At 43.0% G+C, this 19024-nt stretch carries 18 protein-coding genes; 10 read left to right on the top strand and 8 right to left on the bottom strand.

What is annotated here, in order from left to right:
* Positions 1–150 precede the first annotated feature (150 nt).
* From trpE to ACQ4LT_RS10480, 10 genes are all read left to right on the top strand, one after another.
* On the top strand, positions 151–1620 hold the full coding sequence (trpE, locus tag ACQ4LT_RS10435; protein ID WP_445665982.1) for an anthranilate synthase component I: 1470 nt from the start codon (positions 151–153) through the stop codon (positions 1618–1620).
* Between the two features lie 230 nt (positions 1621–1850).
* The gene (gene trpS, locus ACQ4LT_RS10440; protein WP_445665983.1) at positions 1851–2840 is read left to right on the top strand and encodes a tryptophan--tRNA ligase; all 990 of its coding nucleotides are present in this window, start codon (positions 1851–1853) and stop codon (positions 2838–2840) included.
* Positions 2841–2946: 106 nt separating this feature from the next.
* Positions 2947–3528, top strand: a complete 582-nt coding sequence (locus ACQ4LT_RS10445) for an anthranilate synthase component II (protein WP_445665984.1) — start codon at positions 2947–2949, stop codon at positions 3526–3528.
* 66 nt (positions 3529–3594) lie between these two features.
* Entirely contained in the window at positions 3595–4635 is a 1041-nt protein-coding gene (trpD, locus tag ACQ4LT_RS10450) for an anthranilate phosphoribosyltransferase (protein ID WP_445665985.1), read from the top strand.
* Positions 4636–4643: 8 nt separating this feature from the next.
* Positions 4644–5459, top strand: coding sequence for an indole-3-glycerol phosphate synthase TrpC (gene trpC, locus ACQ4LT_RS10455; protein WP_445665986.1), 816 nt, complete (start codon positions 4644–4646; stop codon positions 5457–5459).
* Positions 5460–6134 (top strand): phosphoribosylanthranilate isomerase, encoded by a 675-nt coding sequence (locus ACQ4LT_RS10460; RefSeq protein WP_445665987.1) that lies wholly within the window; start codon positions 5460–5462, stop codon positions 6132–6134.
* Between the two features lie 169 nt (positions 6135–6303).
* Positions 6304–7497 (top strand): tryptophan synthase subunit beta, encoded by a 1194-nt coding sequence (gene trpB, locus ACQ4LT_RS10465; RefSeq protein ID WP_445665988.1) that lies wholly within the window; start codon positions 6304–6306, stop codon positions 7495–7497.
* A gap of 103 nt (positions 7498–7600) precedes the next feature.
* On the top strand, positions 7601–8413 hold the full coding sequence (trpA, locus tag ACQ4LT_RS10470) for a tryptophan synthase subunit alpha (RefSeq protein ID WP_445665989.1): 813 nt from the start codon (positions 7601–7603) through the stop codon (positions 8411–8413).
* Between the two features lie 24 nt (positions 8414–8437).
* Positions 8438–9553 carry a DUF4837 family protein gene (locus ACQ4LT_RS10475; RefSeq protein ID WP_445665990.1) on the top strand — a complete coding sequence of 372 codons (1116 nt, stop codon included), beginning with the start codon at positions 8438–8440 and terminating at the stop codon, positions 9551–9553.
* Between the two features lie 25 nt (positions 9554–9578).
* Positions 9579–10394 (top strand): methyltransferase domain-containing protein, encoded by an 816-nt coding sequence (locus ACQ4LT_RS10480; RefSeq protein ID WP_445665992.1) that lies wholly within the window; start codon positions 9579–9581, stop codon positions 10392–10394.
* 4 nt (positions 10395–10398) lie between these two features.
* On the opposite strand, the gene galE is transcribed toward ACQ4LT_RS10480, so the two are convergent.
* The 8 genes from galE to ACQ4LT_RS10520 all read right to left on the bottom strand — a co-directional run bounded on the left by galE (position 10399) and on the right by ACQ4LT_RS10520 (position 18976).
* Positions 10399–11406: a UDP-glucose 4-epimerase GalE gene (gene galE / locus ACQ4LT_RS10485; RefSeq protein ID WP_445665993.1), complete on the bottom strand. Its 1008-nt coding sequence runs from the start codon at positions 11404–11406 to the stop codon at positions 10399–10401.
* A 70-nt stretch (positions 11407–11476) separates the two neighbouring features.
* A complete protein-coding gene (locus ACQ4LT_RS10490; protein WP_445665994.1) occupies positions 11477–11830 on the bottom strand; it encodes a taurine dioxygenase in 354 nt (117 codons plus the stop codon).
* 139 nt (positions 11831–11969) lie between these two features.
* Positions 11970–12338, bottom strand: a complete 369-nt coding sequence (locus ACQ4LT_RS10495; RefSeq protein WP_445665995.1) for an acyl-CoA thioesterase — start codon at positions 12336–12338, stop codon at positions 11970–11972.
* 148 nt (positions 12339–12486) lie between these two features.
* The gene (locus ACQ4LT_RS10500; protein WP_445665996.1) at positions 12487–15756 is read right to left on the bottom strand and encodes a S41 family peptidase; all 3270 of its coding nucleotides are present in this window, start codon (positions 15754–15756) and stop codon (positions 12487–12489) included.
* A 192-nt stretch (positions 15757–15948) separates the two neighbouring features.
* Positions 15949–16434, bottom strand: a complete 486-nt coding sequence (locus ACQ4LT_RS10505) for a hypothetical protein (protein ID WP_445665997.1) — start codon at positions 16432–16434, stop codon at positions 15949–15951.
* A gap of 66 nt (positions 16435–16500) precedes the next feature.
* Positions 16501–17127 carry a tetratricopeptide repeat protein gene (locus ACQ4LT_RS10510; protein ID WP_445665998.1) on the bottom strand — a complete coding sequence of 209 codons (627 nt, stop codon included), beginning with the start codon at positions 17125–17127 and terminating at the stop codon, positions 16501–16503.
* 50 nt (positions 17128–17177) lie between these two features.
* A complete protein-coding gene (locus tag ACQ4LT_RS10515) occupies positions 17178–17813 on the bottom strand; it encodes a class I SAM-dependent methyltransferase (protein ID WP_445665999.1) in 636 nt (211 codons plus the stop codon).
* Positions 17810–18976: a DUF3419 family protein gene (locus ACQ4LT_RS10520; RefSeq protein ID WP_445666000.1), complete on the bottom strand. Its 1167-nt coding sequence runs from the start codon at positions 18974–18976 to the stop codon at positions 17810–17812. Before ACQ4LT_RS10520 ends, ACQ4LT_RS10515 begins: the two co-directional genes overlap by 4 nt.
* Positions 18977–19024: the final 48 nt, after the last annotated feature.

Genomic DNA, 19024 nt, shown 5'->3' on the forward strand with positions numbered 1-19024 from the left:
ACGCAGGCAGTGGCATTTTTATGAGTTAGATTAAAGAAAAGAATTTGTTAGAGCCCACTGCAGGAAACTGGAGTGGGCTTTTTTGTTTTTAAAACAGAAATAATATAAATGTAATGCTGAGTTTATTTCAGCATCTATAACAGAAATCTTATGCAATTAGCTAAGTTCAAAAAATTAGCAAAAGATTATACGGCTGTGCCGGTTTATCGGCGACTGATGGCCGATGTACTGACGCCGGTTTCCCTCTTTTTATCACTTCGAAAAGATGCGGAGTATCCCTTTCTGTTGGAATCAGTTGAGGGTGGGGAACAGGTTGCACGGTATTCTTTTTTGGGACGTAATCCCTATCAGGTTTTGCAGTATAATGGAGAACAGGTAACTTTACAGCGAGCTGATAGCACAGAGGTCCTTAATAAGCCGTATTTTGAAGCACTCAAAGAACTAACGACCCGGCACAGCGAGCCGGAAATTCCCGACCTGCCACGATTAACCGGTGGAGCCGTTGGATTTTCTTCTTATGATACGGTTCGCGAAGTAGAGGAGTTGGGCGATGTCCCGGAAGACGACCTGAATATTCCTGAAGCTATCTGGGCATTTTATGACCAAGTCTATGCCTTTGATCACGTGAAGCAACAGGTGATCATCATTAAAACAGTGCTTGTTGATGATGAAACCGAAGAATCTGCGGAAGTTTTATTTGAAGAGGCACAACAATCACTTGATGATATGGAGGAACTCGTTTATCAGCCCGAGCGCTCAACGGATTCGTTCTCCATTAATCCGGATAATCTTACGAGCAATATTGAGAAGCCTGAGTTCGAGCAGATGGTTGAAAAGGCCAAGGAGTATATTTATGAAGGTGATATTTTTCAGGTGGTGCTGTCGCAACGATTTGAAACGGATTTCAGTGGAGATCGCTTTATGTTGTATCGTGCGTTGCGAATGGTGAATCCGTCCCCGTATCTGTTCTTTCTGGATTTTGATGATTTTGGTTTGGTTGGTTCATCGCCGGAGGTTTTAGTCCGTGTGCAGGACGAGACTGCCCAGCTGTTGCCTATTGCAGGGACACGTCCCCGTGGAAAAACACCCAAGGAGGATTTGGAACTTGAGCAAGATCTTAAAAATGATCCCAAGGAAATTGCCGAGCATGTTATGCTGGTCGATTTGGGACGCAATGATTTGTCTCGCGTGTGTAAGCCAGCTACAGTCAAACTGGTACGTGAACAGGTGATCGAGCGCTATTCACACGTGATGCATATAGTATCGGATGTAAAAGGTGAATTGACCGATAACAAAACAGCAGTGGATGCTCTAAAACATTGTTTTCCGGCAGGGACGGTCAGTGGGGCACCTAAAATTCGGGCCATGGAAATAATTGATGAGCTGGAACCGACTAAGCGTGGACCTTATGCAGGAGCTGTTGGTTATTTTGATTTTTCTGGCAATATGGATACGTGTATTGTAATTCGAACGATGCTTGTTACCGATTCAAAAGTGTATATTCAGGCGGGTGCTGGAATTGTGGCTGATAGCGATCCCGAGAAAGAATATGTAGAAACGCAAAACAAGGCCGATGCGCTGGTGGAGGCACTCAGTGTGGCCTTGTCGATAACAGATTGAAAATTATTTTACGAAATGAAACGACGAACGGTTAAGAAATTAGAATTTTATTTTAATTAAAAAATATTGTCAATCCTCCTGACCTCCTTCTCCAAGGAGGAACTCATGGATCAAATTAGTTATTTCTTCAAAGAAAAAAGTCCCTCTTGGAGAAGAGGGATTTAGGGAGATTGATTTTAGTATGATTAGTATAAAGTACAAACAGATTAAATCAGAAAAATTAGGTACCAATGAAAACAATATTATCAGGCATACAATCGTCAGGGAAACTTCATTTAGGTAACTACTTTGGAGCACTGCGTCAACATATCGAGATGCAGGAAGAAGGCAATGCCTTTTATTTTATTGCGAACTATCACTCATTGACATCTATTAATGACGGTGAAGAAATTTATCAAAATACCATAGATGTAGCACTTGATTACCTGGCATTGGGATTAGATCCCAATAAAGCGACTTTTTTTGCCCAGAGCGATGTGCCTCAGCACGCTGAGCTTGCATGGATTTTAGGTACCTTTTGTCCCGTTAGCCTGATGGAAAAAGGCGTGGCTTATAAAGATAAGGTTGCGCAGGGACTGAAACCGAATATAGGTTTGTTTACTTACCCGATCTTACAGGCAGCCGATATATTGATGTACAATGCAGATTTGGTGCCTGTGGGTCAAGATCAAAAGCAAAATATAGAAATTTGTCGTGATTTAGCCGGGAAATTTAACCACAATTATGGGGATGATTATTTGAAGCTACCCGAACCACATATTTTGGAATCAGTGGCCGTAGTGCCTGGAATTGATGGACAGAAGATGAGCAAGTCTTATGGCAATACGATTGGCATTTTTGATGAGGGAAAAGAGCTAAAGAAAAAAGTGATGTCAATACAGACAGATTCAACGCCGCTGGATGAACCCAAAGACCCAGAAAGCTGTAATGTGTTTGCATTGATTAAGCTTTTTGCGGATGAGGAGAAACAAAATGAAATCGCCGAGAAGTATCGGGCTGGGGGATACGGCTATGGTCATGCCAAGAAAGAATTGTTGGGTATGATCGAAGAGTATTTTGCAGAAGCGCGAGCTAAGCGTAAAGAACTGGAACAGGATCTGGATACGGTTCGTGACATTCTCAAAGAAGGAGGGAAAAAAGCCCGTGAAAGGGCAGAAGAGGTAATGGAACCTGTCCGCGAGGTCACGGGGCTGTTTAAAACGTATGATTTTATAAATTGACTTGTCCCCCTTTGAAGGGGGATTAAGGGGGATGACATCATCTGCATGTTGTCTTAAAAAATCTGAAACAATCTTTAGGATGATATTGAGCTAAACAAACATCAAAATGATCTTAATTATCGACAATTACGACTCTTTTACTTACAACCTGGTGCATATCGTGGCGGAGTATACGGATGACTACAAGGTGATCCGTAATGATGATCTCACTGTGGAGGAAGTGAAAGAGCTGAATCCCGACAGGATACTTATTTCGCCCGGTCCCGGCCGACCTGCTGATGCAGGGATCACCGAGTCGCTTATCAAAGAGTTGGGGCATGAGAAGCCGATTTTGGGGGTTTGTCTTGGCCATCAGGCCATTGGTGAAGTGTTTGGGGGGAAAGTAACTCACGCTCCGAAATTGATGCACGGAAAGACGTCTGCTATTAAGCACGATGGAAAAACAGTATTTCGAAATATCTCGGATAATTTTACAGCTACTCGATATCATTCATTGGTATTGGATCCCAATCATATACCTGATGAATTAGAGATCTCAGCGCGAAGTGATGATGAAGTGATTATGGGATTGCGACATCGTGAATATCCGCTTGAAGGAATCCAGTTTCATCCGGAAAGTATCCTTACGAAAGAGGGTCCAAATATTGTAAAAAACTGGTTGGAGCTGGAGTATAAAATTGCTGAATAATTTCACATTAGAATAATGTACATACCGTCACAAAAAAATTTTAATTGAAGTATTTAAATAATTGAAATGCATAAAGTTATAGCGTTTAGTTCAATTTTAGATAAGGTTGTTCGAAAAGAAGATCTTGATGCTAATGAGGCGAAAAGTGCGTTGCAAAGAATCATAACCGGAGAGGTCCCGGATGAACAGATTGCCGCTTTTTTAACTGCCATGCGAACTAAAGGGGAAACCACACAAGAGCTCACCGCTTTTGTTCGCGTAATGCGGGAAGCAGCCATAAAGCCAGAGGTGAATGTAGATAGAGCAGTCGACCTTTGTGGGACCGGTGGAGACAGTTCGGGGACGTTTAATATTTCCACCGCCTCAATGTTTGTAGTGGCCGGTGCTGGAGTGCCAGTGCTTAAACACGGGAATCGAAGTGTATCAAGTAAAAGTGGAAGCGCTGATGTGTTGGAAGAACTCGGTGCTGTTATTGATTTGAACAAAGAGGAAGTAGAGCAGGTATTTGAAGAGGCGGGACTTGTATTTATGTTTGCTCCCAATTTCCATCCTGCCATGAAGCATGTGATGTCGGCACGTCGCACGATGGGTATTCGAACCTTTTTCAATATTCTTGGACCGTTGATGAATCCAGCCGGGGTAAAGCGTCAAATGATCGGTGCCTATAGCAGGGAAGTGGCCCGAGAAATTGCCCATATCCTCGCAAATCTGGAGACAGAGTTCGCCTATACGGTAAATGCCCATGATGGGTTGGATGAGGTAAGTTTGGCTGCGCAATCGGAGATTTACGAACTTAATCACAATATGGTAAAAGAGTCGACGACCTTTGACCCACGTTCACTGGATTTTGAGTGGACGGAGTTAGAATTCTTACAGGGCGGAGATGCTAAATACAATGCGAATATCATTCGTTCTATTCTGGATAATAAAGCCACTGATCCCCAGCGGAATATTATTCTGCTGAATGCCACTTTTGGAATTCACGCCTCGGGTAAAGTGGATAATCTGACCGAAGCACGTAAACTTGCGGTAGAAAGTCTGCGATCCGGCAAAGCGAAAGAAGCATTGCACAAATATATTGAAGCCTCAAATGATGTTGCGAGATAGGGTAAATTATGGCCAATATTTTAGATGAAATAGTTGAACAGACAAAAATTGACCTTAAAAAGCGGAAGGGTAAGGTAAGCTTTAATGATTTGGGAGATATGGAGCTTTTTGAACAGGCTCCACGAGATTTTGCCGATGCGTTGCAGCTTGAAAATGATGTGGCTATTATTGCTGAAATCAAAAAAGCATCTCCTTCGAAAGGACTCATTCGTCCCGATTTTGATCCGCAAAAAATAGCTGACCAGTATCAGGAGGGAGGTGCTTCTGCTATTTCTGTATTAACCGATGAACCTGCGTTTAAAGGGAGTCTTGATTATTTAGAAACTGTTTCTAAGGAAGTTTCTATACCATTGCTGCGCAAAGACTTTATTGTTGATCCTTATCAAGTGAAAGAAGCTAAGGCTTATGGCGCGGATGCGGTGTTATTAATTGCGACTATTACGGAGGGGAGTCAGCTTGATGAACTTTTACACGCCACTAAAGAGTTTGGCTTACAAGCATTGGTTGAATGTTATTCGGAAGACGATATCGAATATGTTAACTTTGAACATGTTGATATTTTGGGGGTTAATAATCGTGATTTGCGGTCGTTTGAGGTTGACTTGCATCGGGGGATTGAGTTGCTGCATAAGGCCCCTGAGGATACGGTACTGGTATCCGAAAGCGGACTCGGAAAACCGGAAGATTTACAGTTGCTTTATGATGAGGATATCGATGCTGCATTAATTGGAGAATATTTTATGCGTCAGTCCGATCCCGGGAAGGCGGTGAAGGAGATGAAATCGAAATTGAAAAATTTAATTACTAAAGAAGCTGAAGAGTAAATGTTTGCAGATCCGGAAGAACGAACAAAAGTAAAAATTTGTGGAATCACTTCGCTGGAAGATGCCCGCTTTGTTTCGGGAGCACTGGCGCATTATATGGGATTTGTATTTTATGAAGATAGTCCCCGCCACGTTACACCTGCAAAGGCCGGTGCAATGATTAACTGGTTGCACGGGCCCAAATGTGTGGGCGTTTTTGTGAATCAGCCGTTGGATGATGTCAATATGATTGCACGTCAGACGGGGATTGATTTTGTACAGCTACACGGCAACGAAAATTCTGATTACTGTTCGCTGATTGATAAGCCGGTGATCAAAGCTATACACGTTGAGGAGAAAGATACAGCCTCTGATCTAAATGAACGTATTGACCCGTTTTTAGATCACGTTGAATACTTGCTTTTTGATACAAAAGTGGATGGCAAATGGGGCGGCACGGGACAGATATTTGACTGGTCTATTTTGGATGAAGTTTCTCAGGGTATGCCATATTTCTTGGCGGGAGGACTGAATCCGGATAATATTCGTGAGGCATGTAGAAAGGTTCATCCGTATGCGGTGGACGTTTCGAGCGGATTAGAAGCTGAACCCGGAGTGAAAGATTTCGACAAGGTTGATGCGTTTATGGAGGAGATGCGCGATATCTGGGAGAAGCAGGAGGTAGGGGAATTGTAGTAGTGAGTAATGAGTCTGCCTACGCCAAAGTTTTGGCGGATGGTTATTAAGTAAAAATTAGAGTTTAAAAGCACGTGTCATGCTGAATTTATTTCAGCATCTAAAAATAAATGATTCTCATAGATCCTGAAACAAGTTCAGGATGATATTTAAATTAAGATCATAAATAATGAAGTACGATTTACCAACTAAGGAAGGATATTACGGTGATTTTGGAGGCAAATTTGTCCCGGAAATTTTGATTCCCGTATTGGAGGAATTAGAAGAGGCATATGAAGATGCTTGGAATGACGATTCTTTTCAAAAGGAATACCGAGAGCTGCTAAATGAATATGTGGGACGTCCGACGAAGCTGACCTATGCCAACCGCCTGACCGATCACTATGGGAAAGCAAAAATTTATTTAAAGCGCGAAGATCTGTGTCATACCGGAGCCCATAAAATAAATAATGCTATCGGACAGATTTTGTTGGCCCAACGCATGGGTAAAGATCGTATTATTGCGGAGACTGGTGCTGGTCAACATGGCGTGGCGACGGCAACGGCCTGCGCTAAATTTGGCGTTGATTGTATTGTGTATATGGGCGCTGAAGATATGGAGCGCCAGAAATTGAATGTCGAACGAATGCGATTACTGGGAACAGAAGTACGTCCTGTTACCAGTGGCTCGCAGACGCTAAAGGATGCTACCAACGAAGCAATTCGCGATTGGGTAACAAACGTGGAGGATACATTTTACATCATCGGATCAGTTGTTGGACCGCATCCGTATCCCAAGATGGTACGCAACTTCCACCGGGTAATTGGGGATGAAACTCGCAGCCAATTGGCAGAAGCCGAGGGGCGAGAAACGCCCGATTATTTACTTGCTTGTGTGGGCGGTGGGTCGAATGCAATAGGTATTTTCTATCCCTTTATCGAAGATGAATCGGTGCAAATGTATGGACTTGAAGCTGCTGGGTTAGGGGCTGATACTGATGAGACAGCAGCAACATTGACCATCGGTCAACCCGGAGTACTGCATGGATCGATGAGCTATTTACTACATAATTCGGAGGGGCAAATTCAGCTGGCGCATTCGATTTCAGCCGGACTTGATTACCCGGGCATTGGTCCCGAGCATTCGTATCTATACAAAACAAAACGGGTTAATTATAAAGCCATTACGGATAATCAGGCCATGGAAGGAGTGAAATTACTTTCCGAAACGGAAGGCATTATACCGGCATTGGAAACGGCTCATGCAATAGCGTATCTGGATGAGCTGATGCCCAAGACCTCCAAAGATGAAATTGTAGTGTTGAATTGTTCCGGTCGCGGCGATAAAGATATGGGTACCATTTCGAAGCATATAGAACACTGATAAAGTGGATTTAACGGATTAGCACTAATTAATAACTTTCATTGCAACATATAATCCTGTTCCGATAGTTTTCGGGGTTGGGATCTGTAAACTTAGATTCTTAATGATTCAGACAGAAAACAGAATAGCACAACTTTTTGAACGTCACGATGACTCGGAAAAAATTATGAGCCTTTTTTTAACGGCGGGTTATCCAGATCCACAAGCAACTGTTGATCTCATACTGGGATTTGAGGAGAACGGCGTGGACTTGGTCGAACTGGGGATGCCATTTAGCGATCCCCTGGCGGATGGCCCTACCATTCAATACTCCAGCAACGTGGCGATTGAGCAGGGAATCACGATGAAGAAAATTTTGCATATTGTAGAGCAAGTGCGGGAGAAGTCTCAGATTCCCATTATTTTGATGGGGTATATCAACCCGGTGTTACGGTATGGTGTGGAAGCTTTTTGCGAAGATGCGGCTGAAGCCGGTGTTGATGGATTAATTATTCCGGATATTCCCATTGAAGAGTCGGGTATTTTGAAAGAGGAAGCTGTTAAAAATGAGTTGCCTATTATTTACCTGGTGGCTCCGAATACTTCTGATGAGCGTATGCGCAAAATTGATGAGCAATCACAGGGGTTTGTATACTGCGTGTCGGTTACGGGGGTTACAGGAGTCCGAGAGGGTAATGAAGTGGCGAAGTCCGTCCAGCGATTTATTGATCGCGTGAAGCAGAATGTGACTAAAAACCCTAAAATGGTTGGATTCGGCATCAAATCCCACGAAGATGCTCAGCGCATAGCCGCTGATATGGATGGCTTTATTGTAGGAAGTGCATTAATTGATACCATCCGGGAGCATTATCCGGAAGAGGGATGGAAGGATGAGGTGTTTGCATTTGTTAGAAGGTTGAAGTATGGTAAAGAGTAAAATTTTAATGTCATTATTAAGGCTATGAAATCAGTATTAAAACTATCAGTACTTTTCCTCCTCGTGGCCGTTTGGGTGGGCTGTGAGGGCGATTATAGACAAAAAGCTCGCGGAAGTTTTGGTGAAGTTGTTGTGGTAATGGATTCAACAAAGTTTGAAAGTGAGACGGCTGAGGCTTTGCGCGAAACATTTGGCGGATGGATTCAGACGATTCCCGGAAAGCCGCCTCGTTTTGATCTTCGTTTTCAGGATTTTAATACCAATCAACAACTGGAACAGCTTAAGCGATATAAAAATATTATTGTAGCGGCGCCTATCTCCGACAGCACTAATACTGCAGATTTAATACGTGCTTTGCTGAGCGATGAAATTGAACGTCAAGTGCGAGAAGGTGAGTCATTTGCCTTTCCGTTGAAGAATCACTGGTATCGGGACCAGTGGCTCATGCTTTTATCCGGGCAGTCGGATTCAACGCTTGCTCAGCAAATTCGAAATTCCCAAGAAACGTTAACGGATAATTTAATTGAAAAAGAAATACAGCGCTACACCCGGGAGATTTATGATCGCGGTGAGCAAGTTGCTCTTGCGGACAGCTTGTGGGAGCATGAAGGATGGCGGATGCGCATTCAACACGATTGGATTAAAAACATCGATACTACGTATTCTGATAATGGGGTTCGACAGCATTTCATGACGATGCGACGTCCGTTACCTCAAAACGATCGCTGGTTTTGGATGTGGTGGAGAGAAATGGATAATGCTAATCATATTGATGAAGACTGGATTAATACCAAAAGAGATTCTCTCAATGAACAGTGGATTCGCGGTTCACGCGAGGAATCGTATGTAACAACTGCGTATAACCGTCCACATGAAACAGAACAGTTTATATATAATGATGATTTAGCGTTTGAGACCCTGGGCGTTTGGACGATGACAAATGATGCCATGGCGGGCCCGTTTGTTAATTTAACGGTATATGATGAGGAGTCGCAGCGTTTGTTTATGATGGAGTTCGCTCAATTTGCTCCTAAGTACGATAAGCGTCGCTTTGTACGACAGTTCAGGGCTATGATTCGTACTTTTAAGAGTGATTCGACTTGGCAGCAAGATCAAGACAATATAGCATCGCAGGAATAAGACTTTTTGTTGATAGAATTTGTATATGGATGACCAGCAGACAGCAACTAATAATGATGTTAAACGAGCAATAGCTGATTCTTTTAGCAAAGCCGCTTCGCATTACGATGAACATGCATCCGTACAAAAGGAGGTGGCAGATCGACTTATTGCCTCGCTGCAGCCGTGGAGAGATATTATTCCTTCAGGACCAATTATTGAATTGGGGGCTGGAACAGGATTCGTGACAAAGGGAGTGATTGATTTGTATCCCGATAGAGAAATTGAAGTTACTGATCTTTCGGAGGGAATGATTGAGTTTTGTAGCAGTAAATTTGCCGATCATGATAATCTATCGTTTAAGGTATCGGATGCAGAGCAGGTGCCCGAATTTGACGATCCGCACTATGCTATGACGGTGAGTGGATTTACGGCACACTGGTTTGATCACCCGGCACAAACGCTGGCAAAGTGGTTGCAAATTACAAAACCAGGCGGGTTGTTATTGGCTTCCTTTCCCGGGAATGAGAGCTTCTCAAAATGGAGAAAATATTGTGAGGAGTTGGGGCTGCCGTTCACAGCCAACGAGTTGCCCGATGTCGAAGAGATGGTTATCAAAATGTCTGTTGGTCCTGCGCAGGTTGATTACTATGAGGACACCATCACGCGAGAATATGAAAGTGCTAAGGATTTTTTTGATGAACTTAAAAACCTCGGCATGGATACTCTTAAACAGGGGCGACAGCTAACATCAAAAGAGATGTCACTTCTTATTGATCACTGGGACTCTTCAACAGAAGGAAAGATTTCCGTGGATTATCACATTATCTTTCTGGCCGTAAAAAGGGATTTTGATTCGTAATGGATTAGTATCCATCGGGATTTTGTGATTGCCAGCGCCACGAGTCACGGCACATATCTACCAAGTCGTACTCAGCTTTCCATCCCAGTTCTTGTTCGGCTTTCGATGGGTCTGCAAAATTGATAGCAATATCGCCAGCCCGCCGATCGGTAATTTCGTAGGGGATTTCTTTTCCTGAAGCTTTTTCAAACGCTTTTACGACATCTAACACGCTGTAGCCGGTTCCGGTACCAAGATTATAGGTTACTACACCTGGGTTTTCTTCAAGCTTTTTAAGGGCGCTAAGGTGACCTTTCGCCAGATCTACAACATGTATATAATCGCGAACACCGGTGCCATCGGGCGTGGGATAATCATCCCCGAAAACAGAAAGCTTTTCGAGTTTTCCCACAGCAACCTGTGTTATATAAGGCATTAGATTATTGGGGATATCGTTGGGATCTTCTCCGATTTTACCGCTGGGATGTGCCCCTACAGGATTAAAGTACCTTAGCAGTGCTACATTCCAACTGTTATTGGCAGTATGAAGGTCGCGAAGAATTTCCTCAATAAAAAGTTTTGTGCGTCCGTATGGATTGGTAGCCGAAACGGGAAAGTCTTCTTTCACGGGTACTTCATGGGGATCACCGTAAACAGTTGATGAAGAGCTAAACACGATGTTGGTAACTTTGTGCTCTTTCATTACCTCACAGAGATAAATAGTGCCGGTGATATTGTTATGATAGTACATCAGCGGTTTTTCTACCGATTCTCCCACGGCTTTATAACCGGCAAAATGAATAACCGAATCGATCTTATGGTTGCTAAAAATATCGTCTAAACCTTCTTTATCAAGAAGATCAGTTTTGTAAAAGGTTAATGATTTGCCGGTAATTTCCTCTACACGGTTAAGAGCTTCTTTCTTACTATTGCTAAGATTATCAACAACGATGACGTCTTCGTTATTTTCTAACAGTTCTACAACCGTATGGCTGCCAATAAATCCGGCACCGCCGGTGACTAAAATACTCACTATCTCTTAGGTTTGGGTTTTAAATTTCTAATGTTCTGCCCGAAATATAGATACTATTTGGCAACAAATGTCAATTCAGTGAATTGGCAAGGTGTGTTAGTTCCTTCTTAATAGTCGCACAGATGTTACTCATTTTATCAACTGATTTTTCCAGTTCTTCATCGTCGGCATTGTCGTTGAGCAGGCTTTTAGCGTGCTCATATTCATCTACGACCTCATCGGCTCCCATCATTTGGGCACCGGGCTTAATTTTGTGACCCGCTTTTCGGAGGTCCGCCATATTCCTGTCTAATAGATGTATTCGATAGTTCTCAATAAACTCATCAAAAGAAGTAACTCCCGCTTCACAAAACTCGACGACATATTCTGAGTCTTTGAAAAGCATATTGGAAATTTTATCGGGATCGATAAACTGATAATTCATGTAGAATCTCCTGTCTTAGATGATATTGCTTTAGCGGACATATTTAAGCACTGTGTGTAAATAATGGACTAAAAATTAACAAAATGAAAATGGATAAGCTCAAATATTATTACCTTTCTCATATTGGTGAATATCTAAGTTATTCGTTTTGAGCTTCGTTGACTCCATGGGGCGCCGGTTTGCCATCTACAAGATGTACAAATACAATTTTATCGATCTTGATAATGGTTTCTTTGGTAAATTTATGGCGTACTTCACATCGGACTGTTATTGAGCTCCTGCCGAACTTAACTGTTTCCATTCCAATTTCGATAATATCACCGAGCCCTGCCGAGCTTACGAAATCAATCTCGGACATATATTTGGTGACAATATTTCCTTTATCGAGCTGACAGGTAACAAATATTGCTGATTCTTCATCAACCCAACTTAGTACCGACCCGCCGAACAGTGTGCCATGGGCGTTTAAATCTTGAGGTTTAATAAGTTTTCGACTAAAAAATTCCATAGTTAAATAATTTGCTTCAAAATAATGAAGTGTAAAGGTAGGAAATTACAGGTGCTAATGCTTATTGAGTTTAGTGATTTGAGGAATAATATATTTCAATAGAAAAGCCCGGTATTAACAGCAGGGCTTTTTTGAGGTTAAGAATGATTTAGTTCCATCCCTTAGTTTTGTCTGCTCGTTTCCATTTATTGGGTGGTTGCGGCTCTTCTTTGAGTTCGATATTGTGTTTTTCAAGCAATTTTAAGGCTTCATCAACCGAACGCTCCAGTTGGGGATCTTCTCCATTTATCACGGCACTGGGTTTTTGCATAACCTGAATATCGGGGCTAACGCCTTCGTCCTCAACATCCCACTCCCCCTCAGTATTGAAAAATCCGCCGCGGGGGGCAATCATACCTCCACCGTCTATAAATGGGGGAGTATCCCATGTACCAACCAAGCCGCCCCAGGTGCGCGTTCCAATAAGAGGGCCGATTTCTTTTTCACGGAACATATATGGCAACAGATCGCCTCCTGACCCAGCACGCTCATTGATAACCATTACTTTGGGTCCCCACAGGCCAGCCATCGGAGTTGTAAAGGGAGGATATTTATCACCTGCTTTGCTGTTAAAATATCCCAGTAACTCACGATCCATGACGTCGATCATGTAGTCTGCTGCTGATCCGCCTCCGTTATTTCGTTCGTCAATAACCACGCCGTCTTTATCTTGCTGCGCAAAATAGTAGCGGTTAAAGGCTTCATAACCTCCCTGTCCGGTGTTCGGAAGCCAGACATAGGCAAGTCTGCCATCAGACATTGCATCAACTTTTTGGCGGTTAGTTTCTATCCAGTTACGTAGACGCAGGTCGCCTTCGTCAGAGACTGGTTTTACCGATATATTTTGGGTCTCGTCCATGGTGGGAGAACTGCTTACGGTCAAAATCGTGTTACGTTCTGCCGTTTCTTCGAACAGTCGAAAAGGATTGGTTGGGGCCTGCAGTTCACGGCCATTTACAGCGAGAATATAGTCGCCTTCTTCGACATCGATTCCGGGTTGAGCAAGAGGAGCATGTAAGCTGGGGTTCCAGCTCTCATCGCTGTAAATTTTCTTGATACGATACCGTCCATCATGTTCTTCGAGGTCGGCACCGAGTAACCCAATGGAAACTTGATCAAGATCAGGATAGTCACCGCCGTAAGTATACGAGTGGCCAACCGATATTTCACCGCCCAGAATATCAATAAGGTAGCTCATATCCGAGCGATGCCGAATGTGATCAACCCAGGGTTTATACCACTCATAGATTTTTTGCCAGGGGGCACCATGTTCGTTATCCACGTATAAAAAGTCGCGCTGGAATCGCCATCCCTCGCGAAAAATTTGGGCCCATTCGTCCAATGGATTAACGCGGACCTGAACATCACTGACATCAATTTGTCCGTCGCCTGGTTTTTGCGGTCCGCCTACTGTAGGTACGATGCCCCAGGTTTCGCTACTGCGATATAAAAGATTTTTTCGATTATGCGAGGTGGTAGCCTCTTGGATAGAAGATATAAATTCTTCAGATTTTTCTTCCTGCACGTTGTATCGGTGTAGGTTACCTTCTTGCTGATAAAACACATGATTCTCGGGCCCGGCAATGAGGCCGGCGTAATCAGCTTCGGGGATATCCGCAGCTACTATGCGATCTTGAATGCCTTCGGGATCGATTGTTACGTCTGGCACGTCAGATGATTTTTCTGGCTGCTCTTTTTCGTTGTTATTTCCATTTTCAGCAGGCTCTTCATCACTTTCGGGCAAGAAGGGGGAAGGGGTATCCTTATTAAGCAACACCAGATAAAGTCCGTAGGTGGTAGACATATCATAGGAACTCATATCCAGCCAGCCGGTATTGAGCCCAAAATCGGTACTTGCCAAAAAGTAGAGGTAATTGCCGTTTTTATCCCAAACCGGATCGACTGCATCGGCCATGCCGTCAGTAAGTTGGTAACTTTCATCGGTTTGTATATTGTGCACTTTAATTACACGATAGTGACTCGAAAGTCGTTTAGCATAGGCTATCCATTGGCCGTCAGGTGACCATTTGGGGTTGAGTGTACGCTCGGGATGGGCATATCCGTCCGTATCTACGTGGGTGGCTTCGCCGGATTCTACGTCTATGTACCAGAGCCGGTAATGAGTGTCGGTATAAGCAATATATTGACCATCGGGCGACCAGGCCGGTTTAAAGAAGAAGGTTGGTTCCGGTAATTTAATTTTCTGTGGATCTTCGAGTCCTTTTTGGTCGGCAATATGTAGCTGATATTCGCCACTTTCGTCCGAAAACCATGCAATTTTCTGTCCATCAGGCGACCATATAGGATAGCGGTCGGCCACACCAGAGGTATTACTGAGATTACGCCACGTGCCTTCTTCTTTAGGAACGGTAATGATTTCGCCACGATATTGGAACAGGGCACGCTGGCCGGTAGGCGAAAGAGTGGCATTATCGAGCGAGGTTGGTGAGGCATCGACCCAGCGCGGCCGGGCTTGCGTCATGTCACCCTGCACATTTATGGTAATTTGTTGGTGATCCCCGGTAGATGGATCCAGTTCATAAATATATCCTCCCTGTTCATAAACGATCGTATTATCACCGGAATCGAGACTTTTAACATCGAATTGTGAGTGGAAAGTCTGCTGTTCGCTTTCGCCTGTTTTGGGATTATATGACCAGATATTCATGGTATAATCGCGCTCTGAGAGGAAATATACGATACCATCCATCCATACGGGATCGATATGACGTTCGCGGTTGGCACGGGGTGTGGTTTGAAGTTCATTGGTTTTGAGATCAACTATCCATATTGGCTTTGCCTGTCCGCCGCGATAGTTACGCCATTCGGGATCCCAAAAAGAAACCGGCTGATAGGCAATGTAGGAGTTATCACTGGAAATTTCGCCCGTAGCCGCACGTGGAATCTTATGCTTCTGTGGGAATCCACCATCTACATTGATAGTATAAAAGGTTGATGATTTGGTAGGAACGCCTTTTCGTCCCGATACAAAAAGTACCTTTTGACCATCGGGTGACCAGCCGGTTACCTGATCGTTGCTGGGGTGCCAGGTAAGGCGTTTTGGTTGATCGCCTTCCACAGATACCACATAAACATCGGTATTTCCGTCATATTGGGCTGTAAAAGCAACTTTTGTTCCATCAGGTGAAAAATGGGGATTCGTTTCGCCGCCATCGCCACTGGTTAGCCTATGGGCATCACCACCGTTGCGGTCAGTAATCCAGAGATCATTGGCATAAACGAACACAATATATTCTTCGCTGATGGTGGGCTCCCGAAGAAGCCGTGTGCCATCATCTTGGGCAAAAACACCCGCAACTGGGGTGAGGGTTAACAGGGCAATGATAATCCCAAAAAAAGTAACAGCTGGTTTCTTCATTATATGGATAAGTTTGAATGTAAATGATTTCCACCAACTAAATAACAAACAAGCAAAGTTGCAATGTTATCGTAACCTATAGAAGAGAGAAATAAACTCCAGGAAAATACCGAATTCTAAGAATTTTTTTTCGTGATAAATAAAGCTGCTCCCCATTGAGGAACGGTTTTATTGTATTAAACAGGATTGAAGCTAAAAATAATACGTACCCATTACGGCTGCTGCTGTAGACAGGCGGTCACCGCCGTTATCGTTAATCAGAAAATTGAGTTGTGCTTCTACTCCAAGACTAAAATGATTACCGAGGAAGTATTCCCCACCGCCGGTTGCACCAAGCAGAAAATCGCTGTCTTCGGGACCAATTTCGGGCGAAGTGCGCTGTAGAACGCCGCGCGCCCCAAGATACGTGGCGAAATTAGATCCCATATCCTGATAAAAGCGAGGTGCAACACCCAGGTTGATAGAAGTGAAATTATCTTGCTGATAATTGACTCCAAAAACAGGTGCGATGGTAACATTGTCGTTTAACCAGATGGGGACCTGCAGATTGGTTTGATTTCCCTGCAAAGAAGCTGTTAGCCCAAAATTACTGTCAGTAGGTTTGTTTTGAGCAAAAGCAGTTGTGGTAATTAAGAATATTGCAAAACAAATCGAGAATAATTTAGTAACGTTTTTCATAAAAACTCCTGAGTTAGTTCAAAATAACGTTACTATTATAATTTGAATAAGCTCAAATGTTCCAGCTCAGGAGTTTTGTAATGCTTTTTTACAGGCTTCCAAATCCTTTTTTGCCGGCTCATAATCGGGTTCAATTTCCAGGCATTGTTCAAAATAGGAAATAGCCTCTTCGTATTGCTCCAGGTGTTTCAGCAGAAAGCCAATATTGTTATAGGCTTCGTGAAATTCGGGATCCAGCTCTATTGCTTTTTTGTAGCATCGTCCCGCTTCCAAGCTATCATTGTTTCGCAGATGATGGTTACCCAAGTTGAAATACCCCATAGGATCTTCGGGATTTATCTCGGTGATGTGTTCAAACAATTCCCGGGCTTTTTCATCTTCATTCGCCAGCTCATAGATATCAGCCAGATTATTTAGTGCCGGTACGTAATCAGGCTTAATATCCAGTGCGTTTAAATAGTGATTGATGGCCTTTTCAATATCCTTTTTTTCATAAAAGGTATTGGCAAGGTTAAAATGGATCTTGACAGCTTTGGGATTTTGATTAAGTGCTTGTTGGTAATAGTCGATGGCCTGATCATATTCCCCAAGCATATGATATCCAATGCCTAATTCGTTGAGCAGGTCTCCGTCGTTGGGGGAATTATCCAGCTCTTCTTTTATTTGCGCAATCTGTTGTTCAATTTTTTTCATAGCAAACTAAGATAAGAAAAGCTGCAGATGAACTCATTCTTAAATAGCACTTAATTTTGTTTCCCTACAAACAGGAAATAGTCCCAAAGCCCGAGATAAGCGTTGTGAAAATTTGTTTGTATTGAGGTAAAGTTTTCTTTTAAATGGGGATACAAATCTCCTGAAAAATCCACATGATTTATTTCCATCCATTTTCTGAACCAAGAAAAGGGAGAAGTATGGAAATCGACCACGGCAAGAAATCCATTCGCGTTAAGATCATTTTTTAGCTGTTTTAATATCTGTGGATATTTGGCTCTCATCATGGTCAGCGAGTAGGAGAGCAAAATGAGGTCGTAGGGTTTTTTATTCAGATTGGCGGAGCCATAGCGCATTCTTTTTAGGGTGATAGAAGAATCTGCAATGTTCTCCCGAGCTTTTTCGAGCATATCAGGGGAGAGGTCAACGCCGGTAATTTGCGCATCCGGAAACCGCTGTTTTAAGTGAATAAGATTTTTGCCCGTTCCGCATCCCACTTCTAAAATACGTGGGTTGACCGGCAAAGCAGGAATTTGTTCGATTAGAGCTGTTCTCCCGAATAAGAAACTCCATCGGGTAGCATCATATATCCGGGAATGGAACCGATAATATTTGGTAACATTCTTTGTGTGTTTTTCTGCAACAGAGATCTCAGAGATATTACTCATAACACGGTGGCAAGATATGTAGATTCGTAGGTTCCAACGCGGTCAATTCTGTGTAATGGTTCTGTTAATTCTGGGTGAAAACTGATGTTATCAAAAACAAAGCCCGGTAAGAAGTCGGGTTCCGGCATGGCTGATCGAAATAAAATGCGTGCACCACTTTGGGCGTGATCCAATATTTGCCTCCATTGGTTAGCAAGTTGATCTGGTTGTGTAAATGCCATCCAGTCCTGATGGTCCAACAACACAAAATGAGAGTAGGTTTTGTTACTTTTTTGCAAGGCCTGCAACAGTGAGAAAGTTTGTGTTTCTATCCTGTGGATACGCTCTCGTAAAGTCTGAAAGTGTTTCTCAAGCAGATAGTTAGGGCAGCAGTCAGAGGAATAGTGTCCCGTAAGATAAACATGCCAAAAGTAATTATCAGTCATAGGCAGTTCTGTGAATACCTTTTGCAAAGATTGGCGAATAAATTCCAGTAGTCCATCTTTGTATTGCTGTTCAATCATCTTGCGTTGACTGGGTGGAACGCCAAGCATTGTCATAGTAGCGTGACGTCCAAGGAGCCATTCTGAAAAAGGATTCCAGAGTTGTGGCTCAATTTCATGAAAGTAGTATGCTTGTTCTTCTAAGCTTTTGGCAGATAAAAGATTTTCAACAGCTGCGGTTAATCCTTTTCGTTGGATTTGGTTATAGACGGTTCGAGCAACTTTTCCGGAGGTGCCGCTAAAATAGAAGCTGTCATTTTTAGAATCGGGATTAAAGTCGTGGATGTTTTGATCCCAGAATTGTTGCGCCTTTTTTGGTAATAATGTTCTTAATTGCTGCCGGTAGATGAGTTCGGCTCCCGATTTCTTTCCTCCTCCAAAAAAGTCCCATAACAAAGCATAGTTTTCATTTTCAAAAAAAGCTTTTTTTAGTTCCAGTAATGCATTTTGTGTAGGATTAATATCAACACATTGTATATGCTTAACATCATCAAGCAGATAATCCAGCGCGTTATCACCGGCACTGGTTAACATAAGTATGTTGCTCTTGGAATTGAGGTTTAGCAGAGCTCGATCGATCCGAGGATCCTCCCAGCAGGTATTATACACAAGGTTGCTGGAGGTTATAGTATCAAAGAGATGGCGCTGTAACTGTTGTAAAATGTCGGAAATTAATTTCATGGAATATCTAAAACTATAGTTTCCATATGTAAATAAGATGAATCACTT

The organism is Fodinibius sp. AD559 (genome assembly GCF_052712805.1).

Bases quoted from the DNA above. Each gene is read 5' to 3' on its own strand.
- ACQ4LT_RS10495 (WP_445665995.1), bottom strand. From the start codon at position 12,338: ATGGAATTTTTTAGTCGAAAACTTATTAAACCTCAAGATTTAAACGCC.
- trpE (WP_445665982.1), top strand. From the start codon at position 151: ATGCAATTAGCTAAGTTCAAAAAATTAGCAAAAGATTATACGGCTGTG.
- ACQ4LT_RS10510 (WP_445665998.1), bottom strand. From the start codon at position 17,127: ATGAAAAAAATTGAACAACAGATTGCGCAAATAAAAGAAGAGCTGGAT.
- ACQ4LT_RS10445 (WP_445665984.1), top strand. From the start codon at position 2,947: ATGATCTTAATTATCGACAATTACGACTCTTTTACTTACAACCTGGTG.
- trpA (WP_445665989.1), top strand. From the start codon at position 7,601: ATGATTCAGACAGAAAACAGAATAGCACAACTTTTTGAACGTCACGAT.
- ACQ4LT_RS10500 (WP_445665996.1), bottom strand. From the start codon at position 15,756: ATGAAGAAACCAGCTGTTACTTTTTTTGGGATTATCATTGCCCTGTTA.
- ACQ4LT_RS10490 (WP_445665994.1), bottom strand. From the start codon at position 11,830: ATGAATTATCAGTTTATCGATCCCGATAAAATTTCCAATATGCTTTTC.
- trpC (WP_445665986.1), top strand. From the start codon at position 4,644: ATGGCCAATATTTTAGATGAAATAGTTGAACAGACAAAAATTGACCTT.
- trpB (WP_445665988.1), top strand. From the start codon at position 6,304: ATGAAGTACGATTTACCAACTAAGGAAGGATATTACGGTGATTTTGGA.
- ACQ4LT_RS10480 (WP_445665992.1), top strand. From the start codon at position 9,579: ATGGATGACCAGCAGACAGCAACTAATAATGATGTTAAACGAGCAATA.
- ACQ4LT_RS10520 (WP_445666000.1), bottom strand. From the start codon at position 18,976: ATGAAATTAATTTCCGACATTTTACAACAGTTACAGCGCCATCTCTTT.
- ACQ4LT_RS10475 (WP_445665990.1), top strand. From the start codon at position 8,438: ATGAAATCAGTATTAAAACTATCAGTACTTTTCCTCCTCGTGGCCGTT.
- ACQ4LT_RS10505 (WP_445665997.1), bottom strand. From the start codon at position 16,434: ATGAAAAACGTTACTAAATTATTCTCGATTTGTTTTGCAATATTCTTA.
- ACQ4LT_RS10460 (WP_445665987.1), top strand. From the start codon at position 5,460: ATGTTTGCAGATCCGGAAGAACGAACAAAAGTAAAAATTTGTGGAATC.
- trpS (WP_445665983.1), top strand. From the start codon at position 1,851: ATGAAAACAATATTATCAGGCATACAATCGTCAGGGAAACTTCATTTA.
- trpD (WP_445665985.1), top strand. From the start codon at position 3,595: ATGCATAAAGTTATAGCGTTTAGTTCAATTTTAGATAAGGTTGTTCGA.
- ACQ4LT_RS10515 (WP_445665999.1), bottom strand. From the start codon at position 17,813: ATGAGTAATATCTCTGAGATCTCTGTTGCAGAAAAACACACAAAGAAT.